The sequence below is a fragment of the Vibrio navarrensis genome (assembly GCF_000764325.1).
In the GTDB taxonomy this organism is placed as follows: Bacteria; Pseudomonadota; Gammaproteobacteria; order Enterobacterales; family Vibrionaceae; genus Vibrio; species Vibrio navarrensis.
Map to the genome: position 1 here is coordinate 153,233 of NZ_JMCG01000002.1, position 14,337 is coordinate 167,569.

Below are 14,337 nucleotides of genomic sequence, written 5' to 3' on the forward strand. Positions count from 1 at the left end.
GAGGGCGAGTTGTGTTAAAGGGTTTGTCTTACTCATACCTGAGTTAGGGTTGCGCTTTACAAGGGCAGCCAACCACGTGATCATCGACCATACCAACTGCCTGCATGAAGGCGTAACAAATCGTCTCTCCAACAAACTTAAACCCACGTTTTTTCAAAAACTTGCTCATCGCTTTTGATTGCTCTGTAGAGGCAGGAACTTGCTGCATCGACGTCCACGGATTCACCACAGGTTTATGCTCGACAAACTGCCACAACGCGTTGCTGAGTGAGCCAAACTCTTGTTGCAGCGCAATCGCCGCTTTTGCATTACTAAACACCGAAGCAATTTTTCCTTTATGTCTCACCACATCAAACTGTTCAATAATTTCAGCGACACGCTCCTCACCATACGTAGAGAGAAGCGATATATCATAATCCTCAAATGCCTGACGATAACCTTCGCGCTTTTTCAGCACCGTAATCCAGCTCAACCCAGCTTGAGCCCCTTCTAAGGTAATAAATTCAAATAATTTTCTGTCATCATAAACAGGCTTGCCCCATTCAGCGTCATGATATTCACGCTCCAAGGGGTGGTTCATCGCCCATGCACAGGTATTCTGTTCTGTCATTCTATCATCCCTAAACAATGCGCTTTGCGGTCACGATAACCTCACCCAACAAAGCGCATCAAATCAATGCTCTCCCGAGCCCTATTTCGGCACGGCCACTTTATGGAACAGACGATACAACACAGGCACGACAATCAATGTCAGTACCGTCGCAAATCCAAGACCAAACATAATGGTCACTGCCATCGGTTTGAAGAAAATATCAGGCAGTAACGGCACCATGCCTAAAATGGTGGTTATTGCCGCCATACACACCGGACGCACACGACTGAGTGAGGCATCAACCACTGCAATATAAGGGTCTTTACCCGATTTCATTTCTATTTCGATCTGATCCAGTAGCACAATACCATTTTTCAGCAACATGCCCGAGAGGCTTAAGAAGCCAAGTAGCGCCATAAAGCCAAATGGGGTATTGAGCGCAAGTAACCCAGTCGTCACACCAATCACCGCCAGTGGTACCGTTAACCAGACGATGAGAGGTTCCTTAACTGAATTAAACAGGAACACGGTGATCAAGAACATGAACAGGTAACCCATTGGCATAGTCTGGAACAGTGACGTCTGCGCATCTCGCGACGATTCATACTCTCCGCCCCATTCTAACGAGTAGCCGGGAGGCAACGAAATCGCTTCAACGGCTGGCATCAATCTCGTTTGTAGTGTCGCGGCGGTCTCTTCACCTAAAATGTCCGGGTCGGCCATTACAGTGAGGATGCGTTTGCGGTTTTTCCGCACTATGATCGGATCTTCCCACTTGAGTTCATACCCCAAGGTAACCTGCTGCAATGGAATGTACTCACCCAAGGCCGGGCTCCAAATCTTCATACCCTCGATATTGCGAATGTCAACACGCTCAGCTTCGGGCAAACGCGCCACAATCGGCATCAGAGTTGTCCCATCACGATAGACCCCGATCGCTTTTCCCGAGAATGACATCGCGAGGAATTCATCCACATCCGATTTAGTGATGCCATAGCGGCGTGCTTGGCTTTCATTAAATTGCGGTTCAAGTACTTTAGTCCGTTCTCGCCAATCGTGACGGACGTTGGTAGCACCGGGGTCCGCATACATGACATCCATCACCTGTGATGCGATAGTGCGTAGCACCGTCGGATCCGATCCCACAATACGCGCCTCGATTTTCGCGCCGCCACCGGGGCCTAATTCAATCTGTTTCAGTTTGTAGTTAATTTCAGGAAAATGATTGCCGACATATTGGCGAAACTTCGCCATCAGCGGTGCCAGTGCTTCATAGTTCGTCACGCGAGTGGTGATTTCGCCATAGGCTGCGTAGCTTTTCTCTGGTGCGTAAGTCAGCATAAAACGCTGTAAACCTTTACCCGCCGTTGTGGTGACATGTTCCACACCATCTTGTTCAGCCAGCCAGTTTTGCAACACTTTGAGTTTGGTGTTGGTCGCGCGGATATCAGTGCCTTCAGGCAACCAGATGTCCGCTTGGAATATCGGTGTGGTCGACGATGGGAAAAACGCCTGTTTAACCAAGGTAAAACCATACAAACTAACAAACAAGCCGACTAATAGAATCCCCATTGTCAGCCACGCACGCCGCATACAGAACTCGAGAAAGTTTTTGTATACGACAAAAATCATCCCTTGGTACGGATCAACCTCGTCGCCATTTTGCTACGCATTTACTTTTTGTCCTCTAAAAAAGAGATCGGCAAAAAATGGGGTTAGGGAGATAGCGGTGAACCAGCTCAACATTAAAGAAATCAATAGAACCGTAAACAACGTGCCACAGTATTCACCCGTTGCGTCTTGTGACAAACCAATCGGTGCGAATGCCGTTACTGCGATCACCGTGGCGCCGAGCAAAGGCCATTTGGTTTGCGTGACAATATCCGTCGCGGCTTGAAGACGTGTCCGGCCTTTTTGCGTGCCAATTAAGATTCCTTCGACCACCACAATGGCATTATCGACCAGCATCCCCAGCGCGATAACCAAAGCTCCTAGGGAGATACGTTGCAAATCGATCTTAAAATACAGCATGAAGATGAAGGTACCGAGCACTGTCAGCAATAAGATCAAACCGATCAGTAGACCTGAGCGTAACCCCATAAAAAACAGCAAGACAATAATCACAATCGCCACGGCTTGCCCGAGACTCACGACAAACCCACTCACCGATTTATCCACTTCTTTCGGCTGACTGTAAATTTCTGCAATATCAATCCCAACCGGTTGTTGATATTTGAGTTCGGCCAAACGTCGGTCAAACAGCTTACCGACTTCCACCACGTTGACCCCTTGAGCAAAGGAAACGCCAATATTCAACGCCAATTTGCCGTTAAAGTTGATGATGTTACTCGGTACCTCAACATACCCGCGTTTGATCTCTGCTACATCACGCAAATATATCAACCCTTGCGCGCCACTCTCTGTGATGATCAAGTCGCCCAGTTGATCCACATTCTGGAACTCACCAGTAGGATGTATGCGAATGTACTCATCACCAATGCGAATCGCCCCGGCATCCGATACCGCATTCTGGGTTGAAAGTAAGTTGAACACAGTATTGGGAGAGAGACCAAGGCTACTCAAGCGCTTCATCGAAACTTCAATAAACACTTGTTCTTGTTGCTGCCCAGACACCGATACCTTACTAACTCCGTCCACCAGCTCCAGCTCTCGACGCAAATAATCAACGTAGTCCAGCAACTCTTTGTAACTGTAACCTTCCCCGGTTATCGCCAACAAAATGCCGTACACATCACCAAAATCATCAATCACTTGTGGAGCATTAACACCCGGCGGTAACTGGCCTTTCAAGTCATTGACTTTGCGACGAAGTTCATCCCAAATCTGCGGTAAGTCATTTGGCCCGTAGTTCTTTTTCATTGAGACGGTGATTTGTGACAATCCTCGACTCGACAAGGAGTTCACTTCGTCTACATATGGAAGCTGTTGAACGGCTTTCTCTAGCGGATAGGTCACTTCTTCTTCGACTTGCTGCGGTGTTGCTCCGGGATAGGAGGTCACCACCATGGCGTCTTTAATAGTAAAAGCAGGGTCTTCCAAACGCCCCAGACCAAAAAAGGCCGCCGTGCCACCAATCAAGAAAATCAACGAAATCATCCAACTGATCACACGATTACGAATAAAATAGGCCGCAATTCCCGCTATTTCTTGGTCGCTTTGAGGCGATCGTTGTGTTTTATCATTCATTGCCAGCCTCCTGAGCAACCACTTTCACCGCCATACCATCCCGCAGTCTGGCAATTCCCGCGACCACGACTTGATCATCCTTGTTTAAGCCTTGGTAGATCTGCACGCTCTCTTTCGAAGCTTTACCGACCACAACTTTGCGCTTACTTACCGTGCTATCGGCGTTCACAATCCAGACAAACTTATTGTCAGCATTGAGCGAATCACCGTCAGCATTGAATACCGCTTCGATTGGCACTCGGATCCCTCGATTGAGATCCAATCCCACTTGCTCTCCTCTCGCTGTCACTTCCACTGCCATGCCGTCAAGAATAAATTCGTTTTTCGGCATAGGCATCGACAAGGTGACGGTAAACGTGCCCGTTGTAGGATCGGGTTCTGTGGTGAACTCTTGAACACTTGCCACATATTCATTGCCACTGGGAACACGGACACTTGCTTGAATTTGCGATAATTTTTCTTGGGATGGCTGATTGGTATAAAGCTGATCTGGCAATTGAATCAACACTTCTACCGCATCCAAGCTGTGGATATTGACCACTTGCTGGCCAACTTGCACGTTCTCAAACTTCTCCACATTAACGCGAGAGATAATGCCATCCATCGGCGCTTTCAGTTGAGTAAATGAGAGGCGTAATTTAGCCAGTTCTAATTCGGCTAGGGCGATTTCTCTTTGCGCCGCAATTTCATCAAATTGCGATTTTGCCAATAGCCCTTTTTCAACCAAAGGCTTGGAGCGATTGAACTGGCTGTCCACCACGGAAAAGCGCGCTTGGGCATTTTCAACCTCTAATCGATAGTCGGTTGGGTCGAGTTCTGCGATCACTGCGCCTTTGAGGATCCTATCCCCTTCACGAACATGCAGATTAGTGACTTCACCCGCGACGCGAAAGCTCAATTGAGATCTCTGTGCGGCATGAGCCACCGCAGGAAAATAAAGCGTGTCTGGCGTTGCACTGTCTACCTGACCTGCTACTTTTACGTTAGGAATCGCTGGCGCTATGGCTTGTTGCCCCTCTCCACATCCGCTCAGCAGCACGATGGAGGCCAACGCGCTAAAATATGTCCATTGCTTCACGTTACAGCCCTCGCTCTTTGATCCATTCACGCACTTTTATTCCTGCTTCTATACCACTGACACCAGAAATAATGATCTTGTCGCCATCCTGCAGTCCGCTCAATACTTCACGCTTAGGATTGAGTTCAATCGGCGCAGCCTGAACGATACCTTGTTCATCCACACGCCAGACATACTGCTGTTGCTCACGCATAAAAATGGCATTGTTGGGGATCTGCGTTGCGGTATTGGAAGACGCCACAAGGTGCACATTACCGGCCATGCCAGGTAATACCCCGAGCTCTTGAGGGCGCTCCATAATCATGGTGACTTTGTAACTGCCTGTTTTGGAGTCGGCTTCCGTATCAATTTCTTGAAAACGCAAAGGGAATTCATGCTCAGGAAAAGCATCAAACTTCATACTGGCCATGGGTTCTTTTTCTGATGAAAAACGCCCGAGCAGATGGTCTGGCAATTGGAAAATCACCTTTAACAGTTGATTGCTCTGGATATTCATGACCGCCTGCTTCGCGCCAACGTATTCGTGCGTTTCCGCCACAACCAGCGATACGGTACCGTCGTAAGGAGCAACAAGCTTGGTGTACCGCAAGTTGGCTTCCGCTTGCTCTAAGGTGGCACGCGCCGAATTATGATTGGCTTGAGCCTGATCAAAGTCTTGTTCTGAAACCACTTTGTCAGCACGCAGTTTTTTAAAGCGTTCATACTGCACGTCAGCCAAGGTAAAATTCGCTTTGGCTTGTTTGCTAAGTAACCTGAACTCTGGATAAGAAACTGAGCTGGCAGAGGAACTAATTGCTCGTTCCCCGATCTGATCATTCGACCAAAAGGAACAGATACCTCCAAGGAAAGAGCATGGACAAATTAATTGAAACCTTCTGTGATGTCGATGATTTCTGTCAGTTGTTTATTGAGCAGTGGCAACAGCAACTCATCGAAGTCGGTGAACTCAAGCGCCGTAGGGCCTGTAAGCTATCTCCAGCTGAGATAATGACCATCCTTATTCACTTTCACCAATCCCACTATCGAGATTTCAAGAGCTACTATTTGCTCTATGTGTGCCGTAATCTGACCAAATACTTTCCAAACCTTTTAAGTTACACGAGATTCCTTGGTATGACGGCTAGCGTAGTCGTGCCAATGTGCAGTTATCTGACATCAAAGCTAGGTAAGCCTACGGGTATCCAGTTTGTAGACTCGACCAAGATTGAGGTTTGCCACATCATTCGAGCCAAAAGAAATAAAGTGTTTGAAGGTGTTGCCTGCCATGGAAAGGGGACGATGGGCTGGTCTTTCGGCTTCAAACTTCATCTGATCATCAATCACCTAGGCGAGCTTGTCGCCCTCAAATTGACTAAAGGCAATGAAGATGACAGGAAGCCAGTACCAGAGATGGCTGATACAATCTGGGGGAAACTGTACGGTGATAAAGGCTATATCAGCAAAGCTTTAACAGGTGAGCTTCTGGATAAGGGCGTTGAACTCATTACCACGGTTCGTAAGAACATGAAGAAGAAATTTATCTCTTTATGGGACCGAGCGTTACTGAAAAAACGTTTTATTATCGAGACAGTGAATGACCAGTTGAAGAACATTTCGTATATCGAGCATTCTCGCCATCGAAGTATGCATGGTTTTATCCTGAATCTGTTGGGAGGATTAATCGCGTACTGCTTGAGGGATAGAAAGCCCAGTCTAGATCTAACAGCTCAAGAATTTGAGCTGTTAGAGAGTAATTGCTTAGTTCATGCAGCAACTTGCTACCGAACGTTGGGAGTTATGGAAAAAAGAGCATGGTGTGATTGAAAGCCGAGATGAAGAAGAACCACAATAAACGTATTCTCCACCAAATAAAATGAGCTCCCCGCCTACGCGCAATGCTGTTCGATTAAGAATACTTCTTCTTTCGGCTACTCTTTAAAGGATATTTATTGGGCCTTATCTTGACCGACCGTTCATAATTTGGGCGGTCTGGTTTGGGGAGAATGAAATCTTTCAGGTCATCAGTTAAATCTTTGAGTCGTGCTGGTATCGACTGTAAGTTGCTCGTCTGACATATACAAAACCACCTTAAAACCGAATTTAAAGCTAATTCTCAGGGGGCTGACTTTCGCTTCCTTAGCCGCTAGATAGATTCCTGTCTCAGCAAAGACATGCCAATCACGAGTCTGAGAACATCTTGTAGCTGAATTTTTCAACGTCGGACCGTCGCATGGGATGTCATACTCAATGCGTTGTTTACCCACTCAATAAGCAGGTGAGCATTCAAGACATGTAAGTAATCGCTCTGCAGTGGGTAGCTTGAAGAAAAGTCTTCTAATTCAGCAGCAAACATACGGGCTCCTTTCAGTCGAGCCAGTAGTTTGCTTGAATTTACGGATCGTTCAAGTTATTCATTCTCCTTAAACGATCAGCATTGCGCCTACGCGGGGATGATGCTCTTCAGGCTGAAAAAATCGATATCGAAAACGCTTTTCTTTGAATATCAATGCTTCTGCCACTGACGGATATCACTGCCAGTAGGAGCTTGAGAGACCCGTAAACCAAACTCTGGCAACACCGCATAAAGATGGTCAAAAATATCAGATTGAATACGCTCGTATTCCACCCAAACTGTGGTAGCAGTAAAACAATATAGCTCTAAAGCAATCCCTTCATGGGTAGGGGCCAACTGTCGCACCATCAACGTCATCTGTTGATGAACATCAGAATGAGCTCGTAGATAACGCTCTAAATATGCTCGAAAACTGCCTAAGTTCGTCAGGCGGCGACCATTGATCAGGTAACTCTCATCCACGTTGTGGGCTCGATTATAAGCCGTAATTTCCTCAACCTTCTGTATTATATAAGGTTCAAGTAACTGAGCATGGGTTAAACACTCGATTTCGCGCTCAGATAAAAAATGAACGCTGGATGCATCAATCAGCACGCTGCGTTTAATCCGCCGCCCCCCAGATTCCTGCATGCCTTTCCAGTTTTTAAAAGAATCGGAAATCAGTGCATACGTGGGAATCGTGGTGATGGTTTTGTCCCAATTTTGAACTTTAACGGTGGTTAAGCTGATATCAATAACATCACCGTCAGCACCATATTTAGGCATTTCTAGCCAATCCCCCACACTGAGCATTTTATTCGCTGAGAGCTGAACGCCAGCCACTAAGCCCAAAATGGGGTCTTTAAATACCAACATGATCACTGCGGTCATCGCACCAACACCACTGAGCAGAATCAATGGCGATTTCCCAATTAAAACAGAGGTGACAAGCAGAGCCGCAATAATAAATAAGATAATTTTGAGACTTTGGGCAATGCCTTTTAGGGGCATATTTCGCCCAACGGGAGTCCGAGCAAGCAACACTTCCAAAACATTCAATAGCGAATATAAGGTTAGCAAGGCATAAACCACTATCCATAGCGCCACAAACGTTAAGATTCCCTCCCGAATAGCACTGTCAGGAGAAAGCCACCATTTGGCTTGAATGCCGATCACGATGCCTTGTATCAACAATGCAATACGGCTAAACAAGTTGCCAGCAAAGAGCACATGACGCCAAGACGCGTGAGATTGCTCAGCATGCCTTTTTAACCAAGCAACCACACCCCGATGTAACAGGACATGGATAGCAATGGCAATCAGCATGATTAAGCCCAGCGCTTCAGCAACATGAATCACTTGGGATATTTCAATATCATACTGACTCAACCACTGAGCCATGGATTCCAGCATGCTTTACTCCTTTTTCTTAATCTAGGGTTAAACCAATATTACTCATGCACTCGTCACGCAATTCTTGGCGTAAATCTTTAATTAAATCAATATCACGTTCTGTCGCTTCACGTAATGGTCGGAAAATCGCCCATTGCACATCCCACTCCGCACATACCGCTTCATTCTCTTTCTGATTATCATTGGTAATCTTATCACCGGTTTGAGCTTCTTCCAACTGCGCCACCGTTCGCACTGAAATCTGACTGATTTTTTGCATTGATTCGTACAGATCATCGCGATCCAACAAACCATGTAGTAAGGTAGACAATGCCTCACAAGCATCAATAGCGGGATACACCAAATAAAGCTCAAACTCATCCGTGGTTGGAATTAAGTCTTCTAACTTTTCTAACTGACGTTCGAAGTTGATCTTCGCATTTTTAACGGCTTTGTTGCGTAATTCGGTCAGAGAACCAAACTGCCTGCAATTGGTTGATTCTTATACAATACACTGAGTTTCAGGCATACCAAGTCCTGTAAGTTTGTTCAGCGCTTTAATCATCGCGTAAGTTTCACCAACCTGAGCATTGTAGTACCCTTTCCATTTAGTTTTGAATGGTTAGTTCATCATAAGCCCGGTGAAGTTTATTCCGGGCTTTGTCTACATCAAACAACCATTCAATGGATGCTTTCTCTGTATTGCGCATAGTCTCCCAAGCTTTAAGTTCCCGATGTAATTCCTCCCAACTCCCGATACGTCGATTAAGGCATTGCTGATTCATAACGCCGATCTCAATCTCCACCATGTTGAGCCAACTGGCATGAGGGGGAGTATAGTGGAAAGTGATTTTCCTTAATATTCGACGAGCCTCTCCCGCAGGGAACGTGTGATAAAGTGCGCCAGCCTTGTGAGTGGTAAAATTGTCTAATACAACATGAATTTGCTCTGCATCCGGGTAATGTTCATCAACTAACTCTTTCATGCACCAAGCAAAGTCTTCGAACTTTTTGGTTTTTGTTGCTTTCGCATGTCGCCAACCATTATGTCGGTCATACATCAGGAAGATATTCGCTACCGCTTCCCTGCGATATTCATAATCGATGCGTTCTGGTTGTCCAGGTTTAGCTGAAATAGGCTCTCTTGTATGGGAAACCATCTGCTTCATGGCCTCATCGAAGTTAATGACCGGCTCTTTGGGGTTGGCAGGTTGAGCATACAACTCCAAAACTTCTTCCATCTGTGCAATGAAGTCCGCATTGAGTTGACCAATGCACCACATTTTTTTCTGCCATGGTTTGAGTTGATTTTCCTTAAGTCGTGAGCGGATTGTTTCCAGAGAAATACTTTCTAAGTCCGTCAAAGCAATCAGCCTGTCTGCAATTAAAGAAAGCGTCCAGCGAGCGACCCCTTCAGGTGGCTTGGTACAGGCGATAGTGATAAGTGTGGCTTCCTCGCTTGAGCTTAATGCCTTCGGCTGCCCACGACGTTTTCCTTCTTCCAGGGCAGATTGCAGGCCTTCTTCAACAAAACCGCGTTTGGTTCTATAGACCGTTGAAGTACTGGTGTTTAAGAGCTGGCATATTTCAGCGTCTGTATGTTGCCTGTGATTTGCCAGTAAAAGGATTTGGGCACGTTTTAGCTTTCTGGCGTTGTGCTTCCCTTTACTGGTGAGTTCGTTAAGTTCAGCAATTTCTTCACAAGTTAGTTCAACACGGTAGGAGATATTCATGGCATGATAGGCTTCATTCTTAAAACCAACAATTGATCATACTCCGGTAAAAATGTCGATCTAAGATGGGAAAATGTCTGGGAAATACACCAAGAAACAAGGGCAGTATCTGGCCTATATTTACTACTACACCAAAGTGAATGGACGAGCGCCAGCTCATGCAGATCTACAAGATTACTTTGAGGTATCACCACCAAGTGTTCATCAGATGTTATTGAAGCTTGAAGAGCGTGGATTGATAACGAAAGAAGCTGGTGTCAGCCGAAGTATCAAGGTGGCTATTGATGTAAAAGAGCTACCATTGGATTGGTAGCTCAATCGATCAGAATTAAATGGAAACGGTACTAGTAGACTTATTCTGTCATGTCGATGATTTTTGTAAGGCTTTTCTACCCCAATGGCAAAAACTTCAACTCGAAAGTGGCGATAGGAAACGTAACCGGAAAGGACGAATGTCTGAAAGCGAAATTATGACCATCATTGTCGCTTTCCATATGTCTCACCAACGTGATTTCAAAAATTTTTATCTGGGAATTATCTGTCGTTATTACAAAAGTGATTTTCCAACACTCCTCAGCTACACCCGATTTCTTGAAGTGATGCCATCCGTGCTTATACCACTAAGTTCTTTCTTTACCCACGTTATAGGAGAGCCTACTGGTATTGAGTTTATTGATTCTACGAGTATTAAAGTCTGCCATAACTTACGCATACCAAGACACAAGGTATTCAAAGGAACAGCGGCAAGAGGTAAAGGAACAATGGGTTGGTTTTATAGATTTAAGCTGCACATTATTACCAATCATCTTGGCGGTATTGTGGCAGCTAAACTTACGCCCGCTAATACGGATGACAGAAAGCCCGTTCGGGAGCTGTCAAAAGGGCTATTAGATAAGCTTTATGCTGATAAAGGCTATATCAGTAAGGCACTTACTGACGATTTGAAAAAGGGCGGGATTACCCTTGTTACCACTCAACGGAAGAACATGAAACCTAAGGTATTAGCGGCTTGGGACAGAGCGATGTTGTCTAAACGGTTCATCATTGAAACCATCAACGACCAACTAAAGAATATCTCTCAGATAGAGCATTCTAGACACAGAAGTCTACATGGTTTCATGTTGAACTTACTCGGTGGATTAATCGCTTACTGCCTAAAACCAGAGAAGCCATCGTTAAACATCACAACCACTGAAAAATCAGGATTGATGGCGATGGCTTAAACCGATCTCAGGTTAACTAAACCTTAGATGACATACGCTTTTTGTTCCAGTTTAGAACTTGAACAAGGTTAGAATCAGCAAAAAACAAGAGCAAGCCCGAAGCTTGCTCTCACTTTTCTTATTGATTTTAGGGTATTAGTTCGCTTAGAGCTTGCTAAACTCGCGGTTCACTTTGAACGTATTAGACGTCACATACGCTTCCATATCGCGTACCCTGCCTTCAATTTTACTAAAGTCTCTTTCCAACACAGACAGCAGCTCTTCCGCGCTTTGCCCAGCCTGCCAAGGCTTTGCTTTGAGTTTGTGTTCCTGTTTTACCTTGAGATTCTCTTCATATCTCACCGGCTGCTTCTCCAGCATCAACGTCATCGCGACATAGGCCAAGATTACGAGAAAGCTGCCGCCGAGTAGCGCCGCCGAAATCACCAAGATACGAATCAGCCACACTTCCGCACCGAAAAAGTTGGCAATGCCTGCGCATACTCCAGAAAGTTTGCCATTCACCGGGTCACGGTATAGTTCTCTATCACTCATATCTGCGCCTCCAATCGGGTGTTTCTGCGTCGAGAATGCGCTCCAGAGTCTCTAGTCGGTTTTGCAACGATTCCGCTCGCTCCGATAGAGACTCTAGCCTTTGCAGATCGACATTAGATAGCCCGCTGCTGGCTTTGCGCTTACTACGGTAATGAAGGAACAACCAAAGTGGTGCGACAAAAATCAGAAAGACAATTAATGGTCCAGCGATCACAAATGTCGTCATAGTGGCTCCTTGGATTATTTTTCTTGTGAGTTAACTTGTTCTTTTAGCTTTGCCAGCTCTTGTTCAATTTCGTCTTGCGCCTGAAGTTCTGCAAACTCTTGTTCAAGTGACTTGGACGCACCGCTGTTGGCGTAGAGATCCGCTTCCGCTTCAAGCTCATCGACTTTACGCGCGTACTGTTCAAACTTTGCCATCGCTTCATGGGTGCGGCCAGAACTTAGATGACGTTGTACATCGCGACGATTTGACGCCGCTTGATTGCGAATGGTCAGCGCTTGCTGCTTGGCACGTGTTTCGGCAATTTTGGTTTCCAGTTTGCCGATTTCCCCCGTCAACTTTTCGATGGTTTCTTCAACTAAGGTCTGCTCCGTATGCAACCCTTTGATAATATCTTGCAATTTTTGTCTTTCAATCAGCGCGGCACGCGCCAGATCTTCACGCTGTTTGGTCAACGCTAAGGTCGCTTTTTGTTGCCAATCGGCGATCTGTGCTTCCATCGCTTCAACTTTACGTGCCAGCTCTTTTTTATCCGCTAACGCTTTAGCCGAGTTGGTGCGTACTTCAACGAGTGTGTCTTCCATTTCCTGAATAATGAGACGAATCATTTTTTCCGGGTCTTCAGCCTTGTCGAGCAATGCGCTGATGTTGGAATTGATAATGTCTGCAAAGCGAGAAAAAATGCCCATAATGAAACTCCTCTGTGACTCTCTGGACTCGTGCGCTGTGTTAGGGTGCACGACATAAAATACTTGCTTGCTAAAGGTATAACAATAAGCGTGCCAACTTAAATTTTCTTTTTTTTTCATGCAGATAGCAAGTCACTTGTCTGATCACCACACTATGCTATGATGATTCTCACCAATTTTTGGCAAATTTTACCACTTCGCCTCTGCTGACCATGAGAAGGATGTTATGAAGCAAAACCTTATCGGTGAATCGCCGGCTTTTCTTGCTGTGCTAGACAAAGTATCGCAACTGGCACCTATTGAGCGCCCGGTCTTGATCATTGGCGAACGTGGTACGGGAAAAGAGTTGATCGCCCAGCGGCTTCACTATCTCTCAAAACGTTGGGATAAGCCATTGTTGTCGCTCAATTGCGCAACACTCAGTGAAGGCTTGATTGATTCTGAACTGTTTGGTCACGAATCTGGCTCGTTTACGGGATCAAAAGGAAAGCACAAAGGCCGTTTCGAACGGGCTGAAGGTGGCACTTTGTTTCTCGACGAGCTGGCGACAGCACCGCTTATGGTTCAGGAAAAGCTGCTGCGGGTGATTGAATACGGCGAATACGAGCGAGTTGGTGGTCACCAATCACTGACCGCCGATGTGCGTTTAGTTTGCGCGACTAACGCTGATCTACCGCAAATGGCAGAAAGCGGTGTTTTTCGCGCCGACTTGTTAGACAGGCTGGCATTTGACGTCATTATGTTGCCGCCGCTTCGAGAGCGTCGCGAAGATATCTTATTGTTGGCCGAACACTATGCAATCAAGATGTGTCGCGAGCTAAAACTCGATTACTTCGTCGGTTTTACGCAAAACGCCCAAAACCAGTTGAACGAATACCCATGGCCGGGCAATGTGCGTGAGTTAAAAAACGTGGTCGAACGTGCTATCTACCGCCACGGGCTCGATCCTGATCCCATCGACGAACTAAGTTTCAATCCATTTGCCACCAGTTGGACACAGAAAAACGCCTTAGTGACTCTGGCGGCTTCGCCCGCTAACCAAGAAGAGAGCAACCCTAGCGCAGCGAAAGAACCTCCCTCCACCGAGTTTAAATTCCCATTGGATTATAAACAGTGGCAAGAAAATCAAGATATCTTGCTACTCACACAAGTACTGGAAGAGAGCAAATACAATCAACGCCAAGCGGCTGACTTGCTCGGCTTGAGTTATCATCAGTTTCGCGGCATGGTGAGAAAATACGCATTAGTTGGGCAAAACTAGCCTAACCTAGCACGAAAAAGCAGCGTGACAATGTTACACTTAACACAATCACCAGAGTCCGTTTGCTCGAGTTGGCATACTTCGGCTGATGAGA

11 protein-coding genes and 4 pseudogenes are annotated in these 14,337 nt (G+C 46.0%); 4 read left to right on the forward strand and 11 right to left on the reverse strand.

Annotated features, from left to right (window positions below; genetic code table 11):
* Window positions 1-43: 43 nt before the first annotated feature.
* The 4 genes and pseudogenes from EA26_RS15045 to EA26_RS15060 form a co-directional block, all read right to left on the reverse strand.
* The gene (locus tag EA26_RS15045; protein ID WP_039429603.1) at window positions 44-610 is read right to left on the reverse strand and encodes a DNA-3-methyladenine glycosylase I; all 567 of its coding nucleotides are present in this window, start codon (window positions 608-610) and stop codon (window positions 44-46) included.
* A gap of 81 nt (window positions 611-691) precedes the next feature.
* Window positions 692-3,799, reverse strand: a pseudogene (locus EA26_RS15050) (efflux RND transporter permease subunit).
* A complete protein-coding gene (locus EA26_RS15055) occupies window positions 3,792-4,877 on the reverse strand; it encodes an efflux RND transporter periplasmic adaptor subunit (protein ID WP_039429605.1) in 1,086 nt (361 codons plus the stop codon). The pseudogene EA26_RS15050 and the gene EA26_RS15055 overlap by 8 nt, the downstream one beginning before the upstream one ends.
* A 1-nt stretch (window position 4,878) precedes the next feature.
* Window positions 4,879-5,637, reverse strand: a pseudogene (locus EA26_RS15060) (efflux RND transporter periplasmic adaptor subunit); the annotation flags it as partial.
* A gap of 92 nt (window positions 5,638-5,729) precedes the next feature.
* Between EA26_RS15060 and EA26_RS15065 the strand changes: the two are divergent.
* On the forward strand, window positions 5,730-6,680 hold the full coding sequence (locus EA26_RS15065; protein WP_052079801.1) for an IS982 family transposase: 951 nt from the start codon (window positions 5,730-5,732) through the stop codon (window positions 6,678-6,680).
* Between the two features lie 679 nt (window positions 6,681-7,359).
* Here EA26_RS15065 and EA26_RS15070 read toward each other — a convergent pair.
* From EA26_RS15070 to EA26_RS15080, 4 genes and pseudogenes are all read right to left on the reverse strand, one after another.
* Window positions 7,360-8,601 carry a mechanosensitive ion channel family protein gene (locus EA26_RS15070; RefSeq protein ID WP_039429607.1) on the reverse strand — a complete coding sequence of 414 codons (1,242 nt, stop codon included), beginning with the start codon at window positions 8,599-8,601 and terminating at the stop codon, window positions 7,360-7,362.
* Window positions 8,602-8,617: 16 nt separating this feature from the next.
* A pseudogene (locus tag EA26_RS15075) lies at window positions 8,618-9,028 on the reverse strand (YjaG family protein); the annotation flags it as partial.
* A gap of 54 nt (window positions 9,029-9,082) precedes the next feature.
* Window positions 9,083-9,175: pseudogene (locus tag EA26_RS21770) on the reverse strand (IS5/IS1182 family transposase); the annotation flags it as partial.
* Window positions 9,176-9,188: 13 nt separating this feature from the next.
* Complete coding sequence (locus EA26_RS15080) at window positions 9,189-10,313, reverse strand: IS630 family transposase (protein ID WP_039428535.1); 1,125 nt, start codon at window positions 10,311-10,313, stop codon at window positions 9,189-9,191.
* 73 nt (window positions 10,314-10,386) lie between these two features.
* Between EA26_RS15080 and EA26_RS15085 the strand changes: the two genes are divergently transcribed.
* Both EA26_RS15085 and EA26_RS15090 read left to right on the forward strand, forming a co-directional pair.
* A complete protein-coding gene (locus tag EA26_RS15085) occupies window positions 10,387-10,626 on the forward strand; it encodes a LexA family protein (protein ID WP_020432846.1) in 240 nt (79 codons plus the stop codon).
* A gap of 19 nt (window positions 10,627-10,645) precedes the next feature.
* The gene (locus EA26_RS15090) at window positions 10,646-11,536 is read left to right on the forward strand and encodes an IS982 family transposase (protein WP_039429610.1); all 891 of its coding nucleotides are present in this window, start codon (window positions 10,646-10,648) and stop codon (window positions 11,534-11,536) included.
* 144 nt (window positions 11,537-11,680) lie between these two features.
* Here the strand turns inward: EA26_RS15090 and pspC are convergent, their stop codons facing one another.
* From pspC to pspA, 3 genes are read right to left on the reverse strand one after another with little or no spacing between them, the layout of a single operon-like run.
* The gene (pspC, locus tag EA26_RS15095) at window positions 11,681-12,070 is read right to left on the reverse strand and encodes an envelope stress response membrane protein PspC (RefSeq protein WP_039429612.1); all 390 of its coding nucleotides are present in this window, start codon (window positions 12,068-12,070) and stop codon (window positions 11,681-11,683) included.
* Window positions 12,063-12,296 carry an envelope stress response membrane protein PspB gene (gene pspB / locus EA26_RS15100; RefSeq protein WP_039429614.1) on the reverse strand — a complete coding sequence of 78 codons (234 nt, stop codon included), beginning with the start codon at window positions 12,294-12,296 and terminating at the stop codon, window positions 12,063-12,065. The genes pspC and pspB overlap by 8 nt, the downstream gene beginning before the upstream one ends.
* A gap of 14 nt (window positions 12,297-12,310) precedes the next feature.
* Window positions 12,311-12,982: a phage shock protein PspA gene (pspA, locus tag EA26_RS15105; RefSeq protein ID WP_039429618.1), complete on the reverse strand. Its 672-nt coding sequence runs from the start codon at window positions 12,980-12,982 to the stop codon at window positions 12,311-12,313.
* A 226-nt stretch (window positions 12,983-13,208) separates the two neighbouring features.
* Between pspA and pspF the strand changes: the two genes are divergently transcribed.
* Window positions 13,209-14,243 carry a phage shock protein operon transcriptional activator gene (gene pspF / locus EA26_RS15110; RefSeq protein ID WP_039429619.1) on the forward strand — a complete coding sequence of 345 codons (1,035 nt, stop codon included), beginning with the start codon at window positions 13,209-13,211 and terminating at the stop codon, window positions 14,241-14,243.
* Window positions 14,244-14,337: the final 94 nt, after the last annotated feature.

Coding starts and splice junctions, on each gene's coding strand:
- EA26_RS15045 (WP_039429603.1), bottom strand. CDS start 610: ATGACAGAACAGAATACCTGTGCATGGGCGATGAACCACCCCTTGGAG.
- EA26_RS15065 (WP_052079801.1), top strand. CDS start 5,730: ATGGACAAATTAATTGAAACCTTCTGTGATGTCGATGATTTCTGTCAG.
- EA26_RS15070 (WP_039429607.1), bottom strand. CDS start 8,601: ATGCTGGAATCCATGGCTCAGTGGTTGAGTCAGTATGATATTGAAATA.
- EA26_RS15080 (WP_039428535.1), bottom strand. CDS start 10,313: ATGAATATCTCCTACCGTGTTGAACTAACTTGTGAAGAAATTGCTGAA.
- EA26_RS15085 (WP_020432846.1), top strand. CDS start 10,387: ATGTCTGGGAAATACACCAAGAAACAAGGGCAGTATCTGGCCTATATT.
- EA26_RS15090 (WP_039429610.1), top strand. CDS start 10,646: ATGGAAACGGTACTAGTAGACTTATTCTGTCATGTCGATGATTTTTGT.
- pspC (WP_039429612.1), bottom strand. CDS start 12,070: ATGAGTGATAGAGAACTATACCGTGACCCGGTGAATGGCAAACTTTCT.
- pspB (WP_039429614.1), bottom strand. CDS start 12,296: ATGACGACATTTGTGATCGCTGGACCATTAATTGTCTTTCTGATTTTT.
- pspA (WP_039429618.1), bottom strand. CDS start 12,982: ATGGGCATTTTTTCTCGCTTTGCAGACATTATCAATTCCAACATCAGC.
- pspF (WP_039429619.1), top strand. CDS start 13,209: ATGAAGCAAAACCTTATCGGTGAATCGCCGGCTTTTCTTGCTGTGCTA.